Annotated in this window: 18 protein-coding genes and 1 tRNA gene; 16 read left to right on the top strand and 3 right to left on the bottom strand. The window is 50.2% G+C overall.

Going from position 1 to position 19,401, the window contains the following annotated elements; genetic code table 11:
* Positions 1–935 (bottom strand): tyrosine-type recombinase/integrase (locus tag ACTOY7_RS07805; protein WP_482670464.1); only part of this gene is annotated, 935 nt, incomplete at its 3' end.
* A gap of 64 nt (positions 936–999) precedes the next feature.
* On the opposite strand from ACTOY7_RS07805, the gene ACTOY7_RS07810 reads away from it, so the two are divergent.
* From ACTOY7_RS07810 to ACTOY7_RS07820, 3 genes are all read left to right on the top strand, one after another.
* Positions 1,000–1,701, top strand: coding sequence for a helix-turn-helix domain-containing protein (locus ACTOY7_RS07810; RefSeq protein ID WP_482670463.1), 702 nt, complete (start codon positions 1,000–1,002; stop codon positions 1,699–1,701).
* A gap of 21 nt (positions 1,702–1,722) precedes the next feature.
* Positions 1,723–1,821, top strand: coding sequence for a putative holin-like toxin (locus ACTOY7_RS07815; RefSeq protein WP_482670462.1), 99 nt, complete (start codon positions 1,723–1,725; stop codon positions 1,819–1,821).
* A gap of 348 nt (positions 1,822–2,169) precedes the next feature.
* Entirely contained in the window at positions 2,170–3,702 is a 1,533-nt protein-coding gene (locus ACTOY7_RS07820; protein ID WP_160280707.1) for a sodium:solute symporter family protein, read from the top strand.
* A gap of 343 nt (positions 3,703–4,045) precedes the next feature.
* Here ACTOY7_RS07820 and ACTOY7_RS07825 read toward each other — a convergent pair.
* A tRNA-Gly gene (locus tag ACTOY7_RS07825) sits at positions 4,046–4,116 on the bottom strand.
* 256 nt (positions 4,117–4,372) lie between these two features.
* Here ACTOY7_RS07825 and ACTOY7_RS07830 point away from each other — a divergent pair.
* From ACTOY7_RS07830 to vanT, 11 genes are all read left to right on the top strand, one after another.
* The gene (locus ACTOY7_RS07830) at positions 4,373–4,594 is read left to right on the top strand and encodes a hypothetical protein (protein ID WP_482670461.1); all 222 of its coding nucleotides are present in this window, start codon (positions 4,373–4,375) and stop codon (positions 4,592–4,594) included.
* A gap of 67 nt (positions 4,595–4,661) precedes the next feature.
* Positions 4,662–5,846: a recombinase RecA gene (gene recA / locus ACTOY7_RS07835; RefSeq protein WP_482670460.1), complete on the top strand. Its 1,185-nt coding sequence runs from the start codon at positions 4,662–4,664 to the stop codon at positions 5,844–5,846.
* Positions 5,847–5,885: 39 nt separating this feature from the next.
* Positions 5,886–6,512 carry a regulatory protein RecX gene (locus tag ACTOY7_RS07840; protein ID WP_482670459.1) on the top strand — a complete coding sequence of 209 codons (627 nt, stop codon included), beginning with the start codon at positions 5,886–5,888 and terminating at the stop codon, positions 6,510–6,512.
* 86 nt (positions 6,513–6,598) lie between these two features.
* Positions 6,599–8,146, top strand: coding sequence for a ribonuclease Y (rny, locus tag ACTOY7_RS07845; protein ID WP_394683336.1), 1,548 nt, complete (start codon positions 6,599–6,601; stop codon positions 8,144–8,146).
* Between the two features lie 185 nt (positions 8,147–8,331).
* Positions 8,332–8,871: an NUDIX hydrolase gene (locus ACTOY7_RS07850; protein ID WP_160280702.1), complete on the top strand. Its 540-nt coding sequence runs from the start codon at positions 8,332–8,334 to the stop codon at positions 8,869–8,871.
* 159 nt (positions 8,872–9,030) lie between these two features.
* Positions 9,031–9,645, top strand: a complete 615-nt coding sequence (locus tag ACTOY7_RS07855; RefSeq protein WP_300884941.1) for a stage II sporulation protein M — start codon at positions 9,031–9,033, stop codon at positions 9,643–9,645.
* Positions 9,646–9,660: 15 nt separating this feature from the next.
* Positions 9,661–10,368 carry a VanR-ABDEGLN family response regulator transcription factor gene (vanR, locus tag ACTOY7_RS07860; RefSeq protein ID WP_160280701.1) on the top strand — a complete coding sequence of 236 codons (708 nt, stop codon included), beginning with the start codon at positions 9,661–9,663 and terminating at the stop codon, positions 10,366–10,368.
* On the top strand, positions 10,361–11,530 hold the full coding sequence (gene vanS, locus ACTOY7_RS07865; RefSeq protein ID WP_482670458.1) for a vancomycin resistance histidine kinase VanS: 1,170 nt from the start codon (positions 10,361–10,363) through the stop codon (positions 11,528–11,530). Before vanR ends, vanS begins: the two co-directional genes overlap by 8 nt.
* A gap of 332 nt (positions 11,531–11,862) precedes the next feature.
* On the top strand, positions 11,863–12,906 hold the full coding sequence (gene vanG / locus ACTOY7_RS07870) for a D-alanine--D-serine ligase VanG (RefSeq protein WP_300884943.1): 1,044 nt from the start codon (positions 11,863–11,865) through the stop codon (positions 12,904–12,906).
* Positions 12,903–13,715: a M15 family metallopeptidase gene (locus ACTOY7_RS07875; RefSeq protein WP_305181908.1), complete on the top strand. Its 813-nt coding sequence runs from the start codon at positions 12,903–12,905 to the stop codon at positions 13,713–13,715. The genes vanG and ACTOY7_RS07875 overlap by 4 nt, the downstream gene beginning before the upstream one ends.
* Positions 13,708–15,891: a serine racemase VanT catalytic subunit gene (vanT, locus tag ACTOY7_RS07880; RefSeq protein WP_482670457.1), complete on the top strand. Its 2,184-nt coding sequence runs from the start codon at positions 13,708–13,710 to the stop codon at positions 15,889–15,891. Before ACTOY7_RS07875 ends, vanT begins: the two co-directional genes overlap by 8 nt.
* Here the strand turns inward: vanT and ACTOY7_RS07885 are convergent.
* Positions 15,872–17,263, bottom strand: coding sequence for a polysaccharide biosynthesis protein (locus tag ACTOY7_RS07885; protein WP_482670456.1), 1,392 nt, complete (start codon positions 17,261–17,263; stop codon positions 15,872–15,874). The two genes, vanT and ACTOY7_RS07885, sit on opposite strands and share 20 nt — an antisense overlap.
* A 444-nt stretch (positions 17,264–17,707) precedes the next feature.
* Here ACTOY7_RS07885 and ACTOY7_RS07890 point away from each other — a divergent pair, with 444 nt between their 5' ends.
* The gene (locus ACTOY7_RS07890; RefSeq protein ID WP_160280696.1) at positions 17,708–18,166 is read left to right on the top strand and encodes an RrF2 family transcriptional regulator; all 459 of its coding nucleotides are present in this window, start codon (positions 17,708–17,710) and stop codon (positions 18,164–18,166) included.
* 32 nt (positions 18,167–18,198) lie between these two features.
* A complete protein-coding gene (nifS, locus tag ACTOY7_RS07895) occupies positions 18,199–19,389 on the top strand; it encodes a cysteine desulfurase NifS (protein WP_160280695.1) in 1,191 nt (396 codons plus the stop codon).
* Positions 19,390–19,401 lie beyond the last annotated feature (12 nt).

A 19,401-nucleotide genomic window follows, 5' to 3' on the forward strand; every position in this document is an offset into this window, starting at 1 on the left:
TATTCCAGTGCGTAGGAAGGGTATCCCCGACTTCCGTTTCTCGAACAACAGTTCAACCATACAAGTGGAAAATTTTTAGTGTCTATTGCTCGACTTTCAGGTATTTTGCTGAACCTTCTGGAGTACCTTCCATAATTAAAAAGGTAATTGCTGTTCATTTTTCCGGCCCGGTCATAGTTTTGCTGTACAAGCTCCCTGATCCGTGGATGAATGGGAACAATCCTGTTCTTTCCTGCATCGGTTTTCAGACCGCCAGTGATTGTCCACAAATCCAGATCAATATCATCTATTTGAAGTATGGATAATTCCTGGGGTCGGAATCCTGTGTATATCCCGATCAATACCATATCTGCGAAAGGTACTTGGATATTGTCCCATAGTTTTTGGATTTCCAGATCAGAAAATGGAATCCGGATAATTTCTGGTTCTGGCTCTTTGACACTATCGCAGAGCTGCGCGTAATTTTTATCTACAATCTCATGTTTCATGGAATATTTGTAAATCAGATTGAACAGACTTTTCATTCGCCGTTTTGTGTTATCTCCAACATCGGCATTTTTGATTGTCTGCTCCAGATGATTAACCCGAATATCTTTCATATGCATCTGGTATAGAGGCTTGCAGTAACTGAATGCGCTTTTCCACCCACGTATGGTTGAGGCTCCAAGTGTTTTAAAATGTTCTTCTGACCACTTCGCATAGACTTCCTCAAATGTAATTGTGCTGGCAGAGAGATCATAAGGGTTAGCATTATATTCCGCCAGTGCCTGCAGCGCCTCCTTTTGCGTTGGATAATATCCGATAGTGATGTACTGCTGTTTACAGATTCCGCTCTCTGGATCCCAAACCCAGCCATTTGTTTTTCGCGCTCTCCACGGATTGCGCTGGTTACCCGGCAATTTATGGACAGAGCCAAAACTGTTTGGTAATTTCATAAATAACGATCCCCTTTCCTTACGCTGCCGGGCGTGTGGAAGTATTGGAAGGGAGAGAGAACCTATGAAGAAGATAGACAGGAAGATTGAAGAGATCAGAAGGATGCAGGAAGAACTTGACCACAGGACGCAGGTTGAAGAGGAAGCAGTCAGGCTGATATCTGAATACAGGTTTGAAGAGGCTATCGCTCTTCTGGATACTTTAGATGATGCTCTCTTGCAGCAGGAAAAGGAAGGTGAAGAGATGAAGATTAACAAACAGAAATTACAGATTGCTCTGGCCACGGCCTGCATGACAACTAAGGAATTAGTAGGGAAGTCAGGATTATCAAAAGCAACGACAATGAATGCGCTCACTGGTAAAAAGGTGAAGCCGGTAACAATCGGCAAGATCGCCAAGGCTCTGGATGTGCAAGTAACAGACTTAATCGACTTGGAAGGGAGTAGCGGTATGAATGCAAAACAGCATTTGTCAGAATTGCAGACAATAAAAATTAAAATAGGGCAGCTTCAGGAACAAAGGCAGATGTATTTGACGCACATAAAAAAGCGCTTGCGGAGTTCGATAAGAAATACTACAGCTTCCTGCATGGGAAGAAAGCAGAATCAACCATATAGCCAAATAAGAGCAGTAGCCGGAGGAATCCTTGCTATTGCTTTTTTTATTCTCATGTGGGCGTTATATGAGTTGTCAGGAGTAAATAGATATGGTAGAATCTATTACAGAGTGATCGTGTTACAAGGTGGAAAGCCTCCCTACACTTGAAAAAGAGGGGAGGTGGTGCAAATGGATACATATGAAGTCTTAAGCCTGTTATTCTTAGGCGGTTCATTTCTGCTTGCGCTGCTTGCCTATATAGATAATAGGAACAACAAGCAAAAATAAATAAACCTACCTTGTGCTTGGCCGCCTGGGTAGGTTTATTGTAACGATAATCCGGGAGGTTAACCACTTTGTGGGCGGTCACTCCTTTTACATATATGATTATAACATCATTTTAATTACTTGTAAATAATTAGTTCAATGTGTTCAACATTTCATGTTGTTACATCAAACTGAATCATACACTGGTAATACATAAAATAGTTGAACAATGCCCGAAAATGCAGGATTTCTATAAATAACAAGTTGACACGGAGGAAACTCCGTGTTAAACTATGACATGGCACTTTAATACTTTAAAGCGCAACGCTTTAAAGTGTACTAGTATCAAAAGGAAATGAGGATGAGGATATGGCAATTAAACTGATTTTACTGGTTGTATTTTTTGCGGTGATGGTTTATGTAGGCATGTATTCCAGGAAGCATGCTACCAGCGTGGACGGATTTGTCCTGGGAGGGCGCAGCGTAGGTCCCTGGCTGACGGCGTTTGCATATGGAACTTCCTACTTTTCAGCGGTGGTTTTTGTCGGGTATGCCGGACAGTTCGGGTGGAAATACGGGATCGCTTCCACCTGGATCGGGCTGGGCAACGCAGTGATCGGAAGTCTTCTGGCGTGGGTTGTGCTGGGAAGAAGGACGAAGGTCATGACCCAGCATCTGAAATGCAAGACCATGCCGGATTTTTTTGGAGAAAGGTACGGAAGCGACGCTCTGAAAGTGACGGCCTCTGTTATCGTATTTATTTTCCTGATTCCGTATACGGCTTCTGTTTACAATGGACTGTCCCGCCTGTTCGGTATGGCGTTTCACATTCCGTATACGGTCTGTGTGATCGTGATGGCTGTGTTTACCGCGGTTTATGTGATCCTGGGAGGCTACATGGCAACAGCCATCAATGATTTCATCCAGGGGATCATCATGCTGGCCGGAATTGTGGCGGTGATCGGCGCGGTCTTAGGCGGACAGGGTGGTTTCCTCAATGCCATCCAGACAATGGCGCAGGTTCCCAGCGATATTCCGGTGACCCAGGGTCAGCCTGGAGCATTTACCTCCTTTTTCGGGCCGGATCCGCTGAATCTGCTGGGAGTTGTTATATTGACCTCTCTGGGAACCTGGGGACTGCCTCAGATGATCGGGAAATTTTATGCAATCAAGGACGAAAAGGCTATCAATACAGGAACCGTGATCTCCACCTTGTTTGCGGTGGTAGTATCCGGCGGATGCTATTTTCTGGGCGGTTTCGGACGGCTTTTTGACAATGCCTCTCTTTATAATGAAGAAACGGGCGCAGTGATCTATGACAGCATCATTCCCTATATGCTGTCCACCCTGCCGGATATCCTGATCGGGATCGTAGTGGTACTGGTGCTGTCCGCATCCATGTCCACACTGTCCTCTCTGGTGCTGACTTCCAGCTCCACCATGACGCTGGATCTGCTCAAGGACCGGGTTATGAAAAATATGAGTGAAAAGAAGCAGGTGGTGACCATGCAGATCCTGATCGTGTTCTTTATCGTGGTATCTGTAGTGATCGCATTGAATCCACCTACCTTCATCGCCCAGCTTATGGGGATTTCCTGGGGGGCGCTGGCAGGTGCTTTCCTGGCTCCGTTTCTGTACGGGCTGTACTGGAAGAGCGTGAGCAGAGCGGCAGTATGGGCAAGCTTCGTCTCCGGGGTAGGGATTACCGTGTCTAATATGTTTATCGGATACATCGCTTCCCCAATCAATGCCGGAGCAATTGCGATGGTCGCAGGCCTGATCGTGGTGCCGGTGGTGAGTCTGATCACTCCGAAGCCGGAGAAGGAAAAAATGGATGCGATCTTTGTATGCTATGACGAGAAGGTGACGATCACAAAGAAGCGGTCGCTGGAAGCGAATTAAGCGGAAGATATCTTGGGAACCGCGGAAAATAGACGAGTCAAGATGTATCCGTTATTTCCATACAGTTCATTATATACGGAAGGTGATGAAAAAATATCACTGGTTCTATACCTCCTTATTTTATCGGCCCGGTGCTGTACAGCAAATGTATTGTGCCGGGCTGGGTTGCTTTGCCGCTGTTTTTACCCTGGCCGGGTGTTCACAGCAAGGAATCTTTCCCTGTAAGGATCTGCAGAAAATCAATAAACCAATAAAAAACCTATCAATATTGGCTTGATAGGTTTTTTATTGGTTTATTGATTTTACAAATAATGGAAGTCCAGTAAAACCGACAGTCTGACAGAGCAGATAACGGGAATCGAACCCGCCTCTCCAGCTTGGGAAGCTAGCATTCTACCAATGAACTATATCTGCACAAAAACTATTATAATACCGAACGAATGGAAATGCAAGGAAAAATATGAAAAAAATAAAAGACTGAAAAAATGGATATAAACTTTGAATAGTCTGATAATAATGGAGTTAAATGGATAAAAAATTTCTTGTGAATCGGCGGGGAGTATGGTAAGATAGACACAGCCGTAAAAAAACGGCGGAGTTCTGTACGGTATTTCTTTCCGTACGGCAGGTATCAGCTTTATATCATCCGATATTCATTAAGAACTCCCTGATGTATATGGAGAAGAAAAACAAAAAAGACACTGCGCATGCGGATTTCGGAAAGCGGATTACGATGTGCGACAATGGATTCCGGGTGCAGGACGGGAAATTGTGCGTGCTTTGTTTTCGTTTATACAGAGAAGATATGGACACTGCTGCCGGAATCCCCGATGGGAATAAAGAGCAACAGGCTGCGGAGGAGATGGAGAAAAAAGCTGAGATTTATAGTTGACATTTTGAGGAAAATATAATAAGATAAAAAAAGGACGAACAATTGTTCGAAAAAAGGAGAATAAATCATGGCAAATGTAGTTGAAGATAAGAAAAAAGCATTGGATGCGGCAATCGCGAAGCTGGAAAAGGATTTTGGAAAGGGAACGGTTATGAAGCTGGGGGATTCCAGCGCGCATGTGAATGTGGAGACTGTGCCCACCGGGTGCCTGAGCCTGGACCTGGCGCTGGGGCTGGGGGGCGTGCCCAAGGGGCGTGTGGTTGAGGTTTACGGGCCGGAGTCCAGCGGTAAGACGACTGTCACCTTACATATGATCGCAGAGGTACAGAAGAGAGGCGGGATCGCAGGCTTCATTGATGCGGAGCACGCATTGGATCCGGTCTATGCCAAGAACATCGGCGTGGATATCAACGAGCTCTACATCTCACAGCCGGACAGTGGAGATCAGGCGCTGGAGATTGCGGAGACGATGGTCCGTTCCAATGCCATTGACATCATCGTTATTGACTCTGTCGCGGCGCTGGTGCCCCGCCAGGAGATTGAGGGGGATATGGGGGACAGCCATGTGGGACTGCAGGCCCGTCTGATGTCCCAGGCGCTTCGGAAGCTGACCCCGGTGATCAGCAAGTCCAACTGCGTGGTGATCTTTATCAATCAGCTCCGTGAGAAGGTGGGTGTGATGTTCGGGAATCCGGAGACCACCACAGGCGGGCGCGCTTTGAAGTTCTATGCATCCGTTCGGATGGATGTGCGCAAGATTGAGACGTTAAAGCAGAGCGGGGAGATGGTCGGGAACCGTACCCGGATCAAGATCGTGAAGAATAAGATTGCGCCTCCGTTCAAAGAGGCGGAATTTGACATCATGTTTGGAAAGGGAATCTCCCGATCCGGGGATGTCCTGGATCTGGCGGTGAGCATCGACGTGGTCAAGAAGAGCGGATCCTGGTATGCCTATGAGGGAAACAAGATCGGCCAGGGTCGTGAGAATGCGAAGACCTATCTGGAAGCTAATCCGGAGATCATGGAGAAGATCGAGAAGAAGGTTCGGGAACATTACAGCCTGGAAGAGGATGAAAAGAGCGGCGGAACCGACGAACTGAAGCTGAAGCCCAAGGGAAAATCCGAGGAAAAGGGTGCAGATAAAGCAAAGGGAAAGACTGTTTCCGGAAGCGCCTCCAAGGCAGAGGAAAAGACAGCGGCGAAAGCCGGCACAAAAGAAGACGCCGCGGAGGAAGGCGACGTACAGGAGTAGTCTTTTGTCAATTTGCAGGATAGGAATAGGGGTTCGGCCATGACCGTAACAAAAATAGAGGAACTGACAAAGGCGAAGCTCAAAGTAGAGCTGGACGGAGAGTTCGCCTTTGTGTTATATAAAAAGGAATTGTCACGATTCGGGATCCGGGTGGACGAAGAGCTGCCGGAGGAGACATACCAGCAGATTCGAAAGGACGTGATCCTAAAGCGCGCCAAGCTGCGTGCCATGCATCTTCTTACGGATATGGCACGGACGGAATCGGGTCTGCGGGAGAAGCTGAGACAGGGGCTTTACCCGGAGGATATCGTGGAGGAAGCTCTCGCGTATGTCCGTTCTTTCGGCTATCTCAATGACCTGCGGTATGCAGAGAACTTTATCGAGAGCAGGAGAGACAGGAAGAGCAAAAAGGAGATTTATGCCCTGCTCTGCAATAAGGGCGTGCCTCAGGAGCAGATTGAGGAGGCATTTGCGTCCTGCTATCCTGAGGAAGGTGAAGGGGATGCCATCCGCCGTATCATAGAGAAAAAACGGATGGATTTTTCCCATGCATCTTGGGAAGAAGTGCGTAAATTGTACGGTTATCTGTCCCGGAAGGGCTTCCGGTATGAGGATATCAACAGGGAAATTCAAAACCTTTACCAAAAATCTGATGAGAATGCTTGACAGAGTTGTGAAAACAGTATAAAATTTAACTGTTGTATTGCTTTAAATGTACAATGAAAATTAAATAAGGAGGTGCTCCTGTGCCAATACAATGGTGTATTGTTATTGCTGTAGCCCTCGCGTTGATAGCAGGCATAGTCACATATTTTGCCACAGTCTCCAAGCTGAAGAATGACGCAGACTCGAAGATCGGGAATGCGGAGACCAGGGCGAGAGAGATTATAGACGATGCCGTGAAAACTGCTGAAGCAGCGAAGAAGGAAGCTCTTTTAGAGGTCAAGGAAGAGTCTATTAAGACGAAGAATGACCTTGAGAAGGAGACGAAGGAGAGACGGAACGAATTGCAGCGCTATGAGAAGCGTGTGCTGGCGAAGGAAGAGTCTGTCGATAAACGTGCCGATGCAATGGAACATCGCGAAGCAAAATTTACAGCGCGGGAAGAGCAACTGAAGCAGAGAGAGATCAAAGTGGAAGAGCTCGAACAAAAGAGAGTACAGGAACTTGAAAGAATCTCAGGACTTACCTCCGAACAAGCAAAAGAATATCTGTTGAAAACTGTTGAAGATGACGTGAAGCATGACACAGCCAAGATGGTCAGGGATCTGGAGCTGCAGGCCAAGGAAGACGCGGACAAGAGAGCCCGGGAGTATGTGGTCAATGCGATCCAGAGATGCGCGGTAGATCATGTGGCCGAGACCACAATCTCCGTTGTACAGCTTCCAAGCGATGAGATGAAAGGAAGGATCATCGGAAGGGAGGGGCGGAATATCCGTACCCTCGAGACACTGACCGGTGTAGAACTGATCATTGATGACACACCGGAAGCTGTTGTATTATCCGGATTTGATCCGATCCGAAGAGAGGTTGCAAGGATTGCCCTTGAACGTCTGATCGTGGATGGGCGTATCCATCCGGCAAGGATTGAGGAGATGGTGGAGAAAGCGCAGAAGGAAGTGGATGTGATGATCCGGGAAGAAGGAGAAGCGGCAGCCTTAGAGGTTGGTGTGCCGGGGATCCATCCGGAGTTGATCCGTCTGCTGGGACGCATGAAGTTCCGTACAAGCTACGGGCAGAATGCATTGCGGCATTCCATTGAGGTGGCACAGCTTTCCGGTCTGCTGGCAGGCGAGATCGGTTTGGATGTGCGCATGGCCAAGCGCGCAGGTCTTTTACATGACATCGGGAAATCGATCGACCACGATGTGGAGGGATCGCATATCCAGATTGGCGTGGATCTCTGCAGGAAGTATAAGGAATCCCCGACCGTGATCAATGTGGTGGAATCCCACCATGGAGACGTAGAGCCGCAGAGCCTGATCGCGTGTGTGATCCAGGCGGCTGATACCATTTCAGCGGCAAGGCCGGGAGCCAGAAGAGAGACCATCGAGACATACACAAACAGATTAAAACAATTAGAAGAGATCACCAATCATTTTAAGGGTGTGGATAAGTCTTTTGCTATTCAGGCAGGTAGAGAGATTCGAGTTATGGTAGTTCCGGAGCAGGTATCGGATGATGATATGGTACTTATGGCCAGGGATATTGCAAAGCAGATTGAATATGAATTGGAATATCCGGGTCAGATTAAGGTAAATGTGATCCGCGAATCGCGGGTAACAGATTATGCGAAGTAACAGTGATCAAACCGGCTTATGAAAGTACAGCCCTTGTCGAAAGACAGGGGCTTTTCTTTAATACATCGTATGCAAAAAAGGCTGTCGGGAAGGACAAACCGCAATGCAAAAAGCAGATGTCGCCATGCGGCTGCCGCAGGCGGAAGATTCCTTCGGACAACAGTGAAAACAGGAGCAGGACAGTGATGAGTGAACAGATCAAACGAATCAAAAGAGAATTGAAGTTTCAAGGCACGATCCTTGATTTTTACCAGGATACAATGGAGATCAACGGAACCCATACGGCGCTGTGGGATTTTATCAGGCATAAAGGGGCGGCGGCCGTTGTGCCGATAACGGAGGACGGGAAGATCCTGATGGTCAGACAATACCGGAACGCGCTGGACCGGTATACGTTGGAGATCCCGGCAGGAGCGCTGGATGCAGAGGAAGAACCGGGGATCGTATGCGCAGGCCGGGAACTGGAAGAAGAGACCGGATTCCGCTGTGAAAATCTGGAATGGCTGATCACGATCCGGACGACCGTGGCATTCTGCAATGAACGGATTGAGGTTTATGTGGCAAGGAACCTGATTCCCTCCAAGCAGCATCTGGACGAGGATGAGTTCATTGATCTGAAAGCCTATTCGATCGAAGAACTGAAAGAAAAGATCTTTTCCGGAGAGATCGAGGACGGCAAGACCGTGTCATCGCTGCTGGCATATGCGGCGAAATATACCGACTGAGAGGAACTTGGTTACGATTTACGGCGCCTTGCGCCTGCTGCGGGGCATCTGACCGATGAAACAGCGGTTTCAGACATCAAGCCCCTTACTGTCAGGTTAATTTCAACAGGCATAATACGTTACAGATAACAGGCATGGAGGAATTATGACCGGCATATAATGAAGTATCGAGCGATACTCTGCGGCCATGAGGCTGTGGATTATCACAGCATCGGGACGATGGGAGGAAACGGTGTGAGGATACTTCATTCAAAGAAGCAGATGCTGGCCTTTTTTTTGCCGGGGTTTCTGCTGGGGATCTTATATGTAAACTTTATCGTAAAGCAGTATATTGCGGAGCCGGGCATTTTCAGCACGTATTTCCTGAGACAGTATGCGGCGGTGGAGATCATTGCCGGGGAATATATGCTTTATCTGGTACGGGTGCGCCTGTTCCCAGCGCTGCTGCTTGCGGGCATGGCCTTTACCAAGCTGAGAAAATTAGGAGCGGCGGCTTTCCTGCTTTGGACGGGCTTTTCCAGCGGGATGCTGCTGACCATGGCTGTGGTGGGGATGGGAGTGAAAGGGATCATCCTGTGTGTTGTAGGGATCCTGCCCCAGTTCCTGTGTTATATCCCTGCCTGTATCGTGGTGCTCTGGTATTGCTGGATGTATCCCCGGAATCGGTGGAATAAGCAGAAAACCGTGTTTGTAGCGCTGATGGTATTGATGGGGCTGGTTATGGAGGCGTATGTCAATCCGATATGGATGAAGGCCTTTTTGGGAATCGTATAGAAAGAGGAAACGGATATGGACGGAAAGATTCTGATTGTGGATGATGAGAAAGAGATTGCGGATCTGATCGAGGTCTGCCTTCAGAATGACGGATATACGGTCTGGAAATGCTACAATGGGATCGAGGCTTTGAAATATGTCGAGACTGTGCCGTTTGATCTGGCGATCTTGGACGTGATGCTGCCGGATATTGACGGATTCCGGATCTGCCAGAAAATCCGGGAGAAGCATTTTTACCCCATCATCATGCTGACGGCCCGCGGGGAGGATATGGACAAGATCATGGGGCTGACCATTGGGGCGGATGACTATATTACCAAGCCCTTTAATCCGCTGGAGGTGGTAGCGAGAGTCAAGACACAGATCCGCCGGTATGTGCAGTATAACCATGGCGGCAATTCGGGGGAAGAAGCGGCTCATTTGACGGAAGAATATGATATTCGGGGGCTGACGATCAATAAAAATACCCACAAGTGCACGCTTTTCGGAAAAGAGATCGCATTGACGCCCATGGAATTTTCCATTCTCTGGTATCTGTGCGAGCACAGGGGGAGCGTGATCTCCTCAGAGGAACTGTTTGAGAATGTCTGGGGCGAAAAGTATATTGACAATAACAATACCGTGATGGCACATATCGGGAGGCTGCGGGAAAAACTGAAGGAGCCTGCGAGACATCCGAAATTTGTTAAAACAGTGTGGGGAGTGGGGTATACGGTTGAATAGGAAAAAAGGGAAGCGGCAAAAAAATAAAAAAGAAAGATACCAACACGATGGTCGCTACAGGCAGCTGCGGACTACGCTGTTTCTGCGCACGATCCTGCTTTTGATAACAGATGCGGTTCTGCTTTTAATTTTCAGCGATCTTTTTTTGTTTGGACGGTTTGCGAACTTTATGGTCGGGATTCTGAACCGTTTTATTTACCACGATTATGATCGGGCACTGGAGGCCTATCAGCTGATCTTCAGGAACCGCCTGGAATGGTTTTGGCTCATGGGGCTGTTTGCTGTATTTCTGGTCAGCATGTGGATCTATTTAAGGAATTTTACGAAATATTTTTACGAGATCAACCGGGGCATTGACGCCCTGATCGAGGAAAATCCGGGGGAAGTCATCCTGTCTCCGGAGCTGTCTCTGACGGAGCGGAAGATCAATTATATCCGGCACACGCTGGAACAGCGCAAGTCAGAGGCGGCGGTTGCGGAGCGGCGGAAAAATGATCTGGTGGTCTATCTGGCCCATGATCTGAAAACGCCGCTGACCTCTGTGATCGGATACCTGACCCTTCTGAGGGATGAAAGGAAGATATCCGAGGAACTGCGGGAAAAGTATCTGTCCATTTCCCTGGAAAAGGCGGAGCGCCTGGAGGACCTGATCAATGAGTTCTTTGAGATCACTCGGTTCAGTCTTTCCAGTATTACATTGGAATACAGCAGCGTGAACCTGACCCGCCTTCTGGAACAGCTGACTTATGAATTTCAGCCCATGCTGTCGGAGAAAAATCTGACGTGCAGCCTGGAGATGGAACGGGATATGACGCTGAGATGCGATGTCGATCAGATGCAGCGCGTCCTGGACAACCTTTTGAGAAATGCGGTCAACTACAGCTTTGAGGGCGGTACGATCCGGATAGGCGCCGCACGGGAAGGGGATGATATGAAGATCCGGTTTTCAAACCGGGGCAATACGATCCCGAAGGAAAAGCTGGAGAGGATCTTCGAGCAGTTCTACCGGCTTGATTCCGCGCGGAGTTCCCGAAGCGGCGGCGCCGGTCTGGGACTTGCCATTGCAAAGGAAATCGTGGAGCTGCACCAGGGGACGATCATGGCCAGGAGCGAGGACGAGAGGATTGAATTTGAAGTGACGCTTCCATGCGGTAAAATCTGAATACCAATGTATGAGGAGTGGGCAGGCGTTCCATATCTAAACTGACAGGATGCAAATGGAAGCTCCGTTTTGGTGTTTCTGCCTGTTAAGAAAATCATAAGAATTTACGTATGGAAAAGTAGGAAAACCTTAAGAATAAACAGAAAAAACAGCAATCTTTATTTGATACAATACTTGTGTCAGAACAAAGATTGCTGTTTTTGTATTGAAGGCACAGCATTCAGCATTAAGAAAATCCGCCGCTTTGCGGTTGCGGACGGTGCAGCGCTTATGGCAGTTTTCTCTTATGTGGGCTTTGGCACTGACGGAATCATTACAGGAGGAGAATCAATATGGATAAGAAGAGAATCGCAGTTATTTTTGGAGGATGCTCAACAGAATATGAGGTGTCGCTGCAGTCCGCGTGTTCGGTGCTGGCGAACCTGAATCTGGAAAAATATGAGGTGATCCGGATCGGGATCACCAGGCAGGGAGACTGGTATCGGTACGAGGGAGACCTGGAACGGATTCAAAAGGATACCTGGTATGAAGATGCGGATCATCTCATCCCTGCGGCAGTTTCCCAGGACCGGACCAAATCCGCCTTGATTGAGTTGCGGCCAGAGGGAAATCGGATGGTCCGTCTGGACCTGGCATTTCCTGTGCTTCACGGAAAGAACGGGGAGGACGGAACGGTGCAGGGGCTGTTTGAACTCTCAGGTATCCCGGTTGTAGGCTGTGATACCTTATCCTCTGCGGTCTGCATGGACAAGGATCTGGCTCACCGGGTTGTAGAGGCAGCGGGGATCGCAGTTCCAGGCTCGGTGACCGTTGATCGGTGGGAGATGGAAAAGCCGGGAAAAAAGACGAAAAACCTGAGGTATCCTCTTTTTATCAAACCGGCCAGGGCGGGATCCTCCTTCGGGATTTCAAAGATCTATAAGGAAAGAGAATTGGAACCGGCGGTCAGGCTTGCTCTGGAGCATGATGACAAGGCTGTGATCGAGGAAAATATCGATGGCTTTGAGGTAGGCTGCGCGGTGCTGGGAACAGAGGAGCTGCTCGTGGGAAGAGTGGACGAGATTGAACTGGCAGACGGATTTTTCGACTATACGGAAAAATATACGCTAAAGACCTCCAGAATCCATATGCCGGCCAGGGTGGATGAAGAGACGGAAAGGCGGATCCAGGAAACGGCAAAAACCATTTACAGGGCGCTGGGCTGCTCCGGATTTGCCAGAGTGGATATGTTCTTAAATACGGCAGGGGAGATCGTTTTCAACGAAGTGAATACCATTCCCGGATTCACCTCCCACAGCCGTTACCCAAATATGATGAAAGGAATCGGCCTGAACTTCGGAGAACTTTTGGACAGGCTGCTGGGACTGTACCTATGATGAAGCTGAAATTATCGGATGAAAAAATATATCAGGGAAGCCTGCTTCTGGTCAATGCGGATCATCCTCTGCGGGAAAACGGGGAGGAGAGGCTTCTGCCCGTGAACGTACAATATCCGGACATCCTTTTGATGCGTGAGGCGGTGTATATCCTCCACCTGATCTTTGACAAGCTCCATTGCCGGGACAGCATCGTCCCGGTGAGCGGATACCGTTCCGCAGAGGAACAGACTGAGATTTTTCAATCCTCCCTGCGGGAGAACGGAGAGGAATACACCCGAAAATATGTGGCGGTTCCCAACCACAGCGAACATCAGACCGGCTTGGCGATTGATCTGGGCTTAAAGCAGGAGGTTATTGATTTTATCTGTCCGGAATTTCCTTATGAGGGAATCTGTGACAGATTCCGAAGAACTGCTCCGGCGTACGGCTTTATCGAGCGCTACCCGAAGGGGAAGGAAGGGATCACGGGAATCGGCCATGAGCCATGGCATTTCCGGTATGTGGGGTATCCACATTCCGAGATCATGAGTGAATACGGACTGACGCTGGAGGAATATATGGCATGGATCAAACAATTCTCCTGTAAAAGCCCGCTGCGGTGGACAAAGGGCAGTCAGGTGACAGAAGTGTTTTATACAGAAGCATTTCAAACAGGCACGACCGCGATCACACTGCCCGAGGATTCGCTCTACATGATATCCGGCAATAATGTGGACGGATTTATTGTGACCCGGCGATGTCAGCAGAGTTATGAGTTTACGATACAGGCTGGCACGACAGGCAGATGGAGAAGAGACTATGAATGACAGAACAGCTTATACAGGAATTGATGAATTCAGGCTTGCGGCGGCGCTGCTGGTGATCACGATCCACACATCCCCTCTGGCCTCCTGCAGCGAAACGGGCGACTTTTTCCTGACTCGGGTCATAGCCCGCGTGGCAGTTCCTTTTTTTCTGATGGCATCGGGATTTTTCCTGATCTCTCAATACGCCCGTGATGCCGGGAGGCTATGGGCATTTCTCAAAAAAACGGCAGTCCTCTATGGAATTTCGATTGCGGTCTATCTGCCTCTGAATCTGTACAACGGATACTTTTCCGGGAAGCATTTTCTGCCGGAGCTGATCAAGGATCTGGTCTTCGACGGGACCATGTATCATCTCTGGTATCTTCCGGCCTCTATGCTCGGCGCAGGGATCGCATGGTATGCGGTAAGGAGGCTGGGGTTCAAAAAAGCGCTGATCGTCACCCTGGGCCTTTATGCCGCGGGACTGTTGGGAGACAGCTATTACGGGATCGCAGAAAAACTTCCGATACTCTCGGTATTTTATCAAAATCTCTTCGAGATCACAGACTATACGAGAAACGGTATTTTCTTCGCGCCGGTGTTTTTGGTGATGGGAGGAATGGCGGCGGAGGAAGCGGCCAGAGGGGAGAGCTTATCTCTACGGATCTGCGGGGCAGGCCTGAGCGTTTCCTTCCTGCTGATGTCGTGCGAAGGATTGCTGCTCCGCGAGCTTGGCATCCAGCGTCACGACAGTATGTATCTGTTTTTGCCGCCCTGTATGTATTTTCTGTTTCGTCTGCTTCTGTTCCGGCAGGGGAGCCGAAAGGAAAGGATTCGGACCTGGGCGCTTCTGATCTATATCATCCACCCCCTGATGATCGTCGGAGTCCGGCTCCTGGCGAAGCTGACCGGACTGGAAAGCCTGCTGATCTACAACAGCCTGGTACATTTTCTGGCAGTCAGCGCCCTTTCCGTGGGATGCGGCATATTGGCCGCGGAATGCTGCGGCGTCTTGTATGGAAAAAAGAAAAGAGGAGGAAGGTGTTCCGCTATGCGGGGGAAGGACCGCGCATGGATCGAACTGGATCAAGACTGCCTGCGGCACAATGTAAACGAATTCAGAAATGCCATGCGGCCGGGGTGTGAGCTGATGGCGGTGATGAAGGCGGAGGCCTACGGTCATGGCATGTATGAGGCTGCAGTCTGCGTCAGCCGGATGGGGGTGAACGCCTTTGCGGTGGCTTCTGTTGAGGAAGGGATCCGGCTGCGCCGCTTCGGTATTTCCGGGGAAATCCTGATCCTGGGGTATACGGATCCGGAAAGGGCGAAAGAGCTCTGCAGATATGACCTGACGCAGACCCTCATCGATTATCCCTATGCCCGGCTTTTGAACCAGCAGCATAAAGCTGTGAAGGTGCATGTGAAGGTGGATACGGGGATGCACCGCCTGGGCTTCGGCAAGGGAGAGGCGGACAGGATCGCCCATGTGTTTTCCATGAAACATCTGAAGGTCTGCGGGATCTATACCCATCTCTGTGCGGCCGACAGTCTGGAAGCAGAGGATGTCCGGTTTACGAAGCAGCAGATTGGAAGCTTTTATGGGCTGCTGGAAAAGCTGAAGGAAAGAGGCATTGCCATTCCGAAGGTGCATATCCAGAGCAGCTACGGGTTTTTGAATTATCCGGAGCTTCCCTGTGACTATGTGCGGGCCGGGATTGCCCTGTACGGGGTATTGAGCGCTCCCGGCGACCGGACCAGGCTGGAATTGGACCTGTGGCCGGTGCTTTCCCTGAAATCCAAAGTGGTTCTGATCCGAAAGATCCGAACAGGCGAAAGTGTAGGCTATGGCAGGGCATTTACAGCAGAACGGGACAGCCGGATCGCAGTGCTTCCACTGGGCTACGGAGACGGACTGCCCCGGAATCTCTCCTGCGGCCGGACTCAGGCGGTGATCCGGGGACAAAGAGTGCCGGTGATCGGCCGGATCTGCATGGACCAGCTGATGGTTGACATTACCGATGCACATGGGATTTTCGTGGGAGATACGGCTACGTTCATCGGCTGGGACGGCAGTCTGGAGGCGGCGGCCCCGGATCTGGCAGACCAGGGCGGGACCATCACAAACGAACTTCTGAGCCGTCTGGGAGGGAGGCTTACGCGGACGGCGCGAGCCTGTTTCAGGACGTACACTTTTTAATGTTTCTTGTGTTGAGGCAGATGATCCAGACGGACAGCAGGGTGGCCGCAAGCTGGCTGATAAGGAGGCCCCAGAGGTAACCCTGGATTCCGAACCGGGGGATGGCATAGAACACCCCGGCGATCCGGATCAGAAGGCTGAACGTATTGATGAACAGCGTGCTGCTTGTTTTTCCGAGCCCGTTGATGATGCTGGACAGGGCGCTGTTGGTGTAAAGAAAAGGACAGATCCAGGCCAGGGTGAGAATGAATTTTCCGGCGGTCCGGCTGCCGAACAGGGTGACCCCGACCCAGGAGCCGAACAGCAGGAAGATGAGGCAGCAGAATAGTCCCAGGGTAAAGCAGGCGCCTGTCACCTTCTTGATGATATCCAGCATTTCATGGCGGTCATCTGCGGCCTGGATCTCGGCCACGGTGGGCATCAGCATGATGGAAATGGAACTGGTGACGGCGGATGGAAATAAAATGCAGGGCAGAGCCATTCCGTTTAATACACCGTAAAGGCTTAAGGCTTCAGAAGTGCCCAGCCCAAAGCGCTGCAGGCGGCCGGGAATGGAGATGGCTTCAATGCTCTGCAGCAGATTGATCAGGACCCGGTTGGCGGTCAGCGGGACGGAAAGGGGAAGCAGCTCTTTCAGATTCCGACAGAAGATTCCGGCGGTCATGGAAGGAAACGCCCGTTTTGTAGGAAGATCAGGAGAAGCGTGTCGGCGCGGCCCCCGGAGAACGCTGCGGCCTTTCAGGAAGCCAGGCAGGATACTGGTGGTGTAGAGGGCGGAAAAAAATTCTCCGATCACAAGCCCGCAGACGGCGATTGTGATGGGAGCATTTCCCTGGTCCTGGATCAGAAGCCGGTACAGCAGCCAGACTCCGGCTATGCGGGTGGTCTGTTCCACCAGCTGGGCAGCCGCCGGAATGGAGGTCTGCTTGAGCCCGTAGCAGTACCCGCAGATGCAGCTATGTATGGCGGAACAGGGGACCGTATATGATAAGATGGTAAGCAGAGGGATGCAGCGTTCATCGCCCAGGATCGTGGCGGCGATGAATGCTGTGTTTTTCTGCATGGCCACCATGCAGATACAAGCCAGAAAAAAAGAAAGGGAAAGACCGGTCAGAAGGAACTCCCGCGCTTCCCGTTCCTTTCCCAAGGAGACCTTGCGGGCTACGGTCCGGGAGATGGCTGTCTCGATCCCGGCGGTGGTGAGGGAGTAGCAGAGTGCATAGACCGGAAAAATGAGCTGGTACAGCCCTACGCCTTCCTCGCCAAAGGTGCGGCTTAAGAAAATGCGGTAAAAGAATCCCATGAACCGGCTCAAAAAACCGGTGATGGTCAGAATGATGGTCCCACGGATGATGGTTTGCTTTCTGGACATAGAAAACTCCTTTTCATGAACCGTAACGGTTTTTTAGTTACTATTCACAGTCATTTCACTCACATGCGCAAAAACAGTCGGCAAAGCCGTCTGCCGATGCTTTGCGTCTTGATTTTTTGCTTATGTGGGTGAAGCGACTGATTCCAGTCAGATAAAAACTGTTAATCGGCTTCTTACAAGCTTCGCTTGAAGAATCCGACTGCCATTTTTTATCCGACTGTGAATAGTAACTTTTTTATAGCATATTCTTAAATTTGGCTTGACAGAACATAAGACTGGTGTTATTCTACATTACGGAAAGATATCCTAGTATTTTCATAGGGATTAAAACGCTAGGGATTGAAATACTGGGAATTACAGAATCAGGCAGCGGTTCATAACAAAAAGATCACAGATCCGGCTTTTGGCTTGGGCTGCTGCATTTGGAAAGTAGAGGGCAGAAGGTTGAAATTATCAACGAAAGGCAGATACGGGCTGCGCGCATTGATCGATCTGGCGCGGTACAGCGGGGAAGCTCCGGTGTCCATTACCAGCATTTCGGACCGGCAGAACATTTCAGAGCGTTATCTGGAACAGCTGATGTCGATGCTGAAAAAGGGCGGGCTTGTGAAAAGTCTGCGGGGCGCGGGGGGCGGCTATGTGCTTGCCCGGGAAGCGGCCGACATCTCCGTGGGGGATATCCTGCGGGCGCTGGAAGGGAGCCTGGATCCGGTGGAGTGCTCCGGGCTGAACCCGGAGGAGGGCTGCCAGATTGCGGACAGCTGTGTGACAAAGTACGTCTGGCAGAGGATCAATGAGAGTATCAACCGGACGGTGGACGAGATCAAGCTGGACCAGCTTGTGGAGGAGAGCCGGAAGCGGTGCTGCCAGGACGCGCCGGATCGGAATATCTGTAAGAATTAGACGGCGTATTACATTTCAGGAGGAATACACACATGGAAAAATTAATTTATCTGGATAATGCGGCTACAACGAAAACGGCGCCGGAGGTGGTGGAGGCCATGCTTCCCTATTTTACGGAGCATTACGGCAATCCGTCCAGCATCTACGGATTTGCGGCGGCAAATAAAGAAGTGATCACCGGATGCCGGGAGCAGATCGCAGGGATCCTGGGGGCAAAGAGTGAAGAAATTTATTTTACAGCAGGGGGAAGCGAGTCGGACAACTGGGCGCTGATCGCGACGGCAGAAGCCTATGGCTCAAAAGGAAAGCATATCATTACCAGCAAAATTGAGCATCATGCCATTCTGCATACCTGTGAATACCTGGAAAAGAAGGGCTATGAGGTGACATATCTGGATGTGGACGAAGCCGGACTGGTGGATCTGGAACAGCTTCGGGCTTCCATTCGGGAGGATACGATCCTGATTTCCGTTATGTTTGCGAATAATGAGATCGGCACCATCCAGCCGATCGGGAAGATCGGACAGATCGCGCAGGAACACGGCATCCTGTTCCATACGGATGCGGTGCAGGCATTCGGACAGATTCCCATCAACGTGGATGAGCTGCATATTGACATGCTCAGCGCAAGCGGACATAAATTCAACGGTCCCAAGGGAATCGGCTTTTTGTATATCCGCAGGGGCGTGAAGATCCGTTCCTTTATCCATGGAGGCGCGCAGGAGAGAAGGCGCCGCGCCGGAACGGAAAATGTTCCCGGCATCGTGGGGATCGGCGCTGCGGCGGAGCGCGCGGCCCGGACCAGGAAAGAGCGGACCGGGAAAGAGCGGGAGATGCGGGACTACCTGATCCGCAGGATCGAGTCGGAGATTCCCTACTGCCGTTTGAACGGGGACCGCGAAAAAAGACTTCCCAACAATGTGAATTTCAGCTTTCGCTTTGTGGAAGGGGAATCTCTGCTGATCAGACTGGATATGAAAGGGATCTGTGCTTCCAGCGGCTCGGCCTGCACATCCGGATCCCTGGATCCCTCCCATGTGCTCCTGGCCATCGGCCTTCCCCATGAGATCGCCCATGGCTCCCTGCGTATGACACTGAGCGAGGAGATCACGAAGGAAGAGGCGGACTACGTGGTGGAAGCATTAAAGGAGATTGTTCAGGATCTGCGGAACATGTCTCCTCTTTATGAGGATTTTATCAATAAGGAAATGGCAGGCAAATAAAATCAGGAGGAA

It is taken from the genome of Schaedlerella sp. (genome assembly GCF_056796775.1).

Excerpts from the sequence above, each read along its gene's own strand:
- ACTOY7_RS07810 (WP_482670463.1), top strand. The coding sequence starts at position 1,000 with ATGAAGAAGATAGACAGGAAGATTGAAGAGATCAGAAGGATGCAGGAA.
- ACTOY7_RS07815 (WP_482670462.1), top strand. The coding sequence starts at position 1,723 with ATGGATACATATGAAGTCTTAAGCCTGTTATTCTTAGGCGGTTCATTT.
- ACTOY7_RS07820 (WP_160280707.1), top strand. The coding sequence starts at position 2,170 with ATGGCAATTAAACTGATTTTACTGGTTGTATTTTTTGCGGTGATGGTT.
- ACTOY7_RS07830 (WP_482670461.1), top strand. The coding sequence starts at position 4,373 with ATGTATATGGAGAAGAAAAACAAAAAAGACACTGCGCATGCGGATTTC.
- recA (WP_482670460.1), top strand. The coding sequence starts at position 4,662 with ATGGCAAATGTAGTTGAAGATAAGAAAAAAGCATTGGATGCGGCAATC.
- ACTOY7_RS07840 (WP_482670459.1), top strand. The coding sequence starts at position 5,886 with ATGACCGTAACAAAAATAGAGGAACTGACAAAGGCGAAGCTCAAAGTA.
- ACTOY7_RS07850 (WP_160280702.1), top strand. The coding sequence starts at position 8,332 with ATGAGTGAACAGATCAAACGAATCAAAAGAGAATTGAAGTTTCAAGGC.
- ACTOY7_RS07855 (WP_300884941.1), top strand. The coding sequence starts at position 9,031 with ATGAAGTATCGAGCGATACTCTGCGGCCATGAGGCTGTGGATTATCAC.
- vanR (WP_160280701.1), top strand. The coding sequence starts at position 9,661 with ATGGACGGAAAGATTCTGATTGTGGATGATGAGAAAGAGATTGCGGAT.
- vanG (WP_300884943.1), top strand. The coding sequence starts at position 11,863 with ATGGATAAGAAGAGAATCGCAGTTATTTTTGGAGGATGCTCAACAGAA.
- ACTOY7_RS07875 (WP_305181908.1), top strand. The coding sequence starts at position 12,903 with ATGATGAAGCTGAAATTATCGGATGAAAAAATATATCAGGGAAGCCTG.
- vanT (WP_482670457.1), top strand. The coding sequence starts at position 13,708 with ATGAATGACAGAACAGCTTATACAGGAATTGATGAATTCAGGCTTGCG.
- ACTOY7_RS07885 (WP_482670456.1), bottom strand. The coding sequence starts at position 17,263 with ATGTCCAGAAAGCAAACCATCATCCGTGGGACCATCATTCTGACCATC.
- nifS (WP_160280695.1), top strand. The coding sequence starts at position 18,199 with ATGGAAAAATTAATTTATCTGGATAATGCGGCTACAACGAAAACGGCG.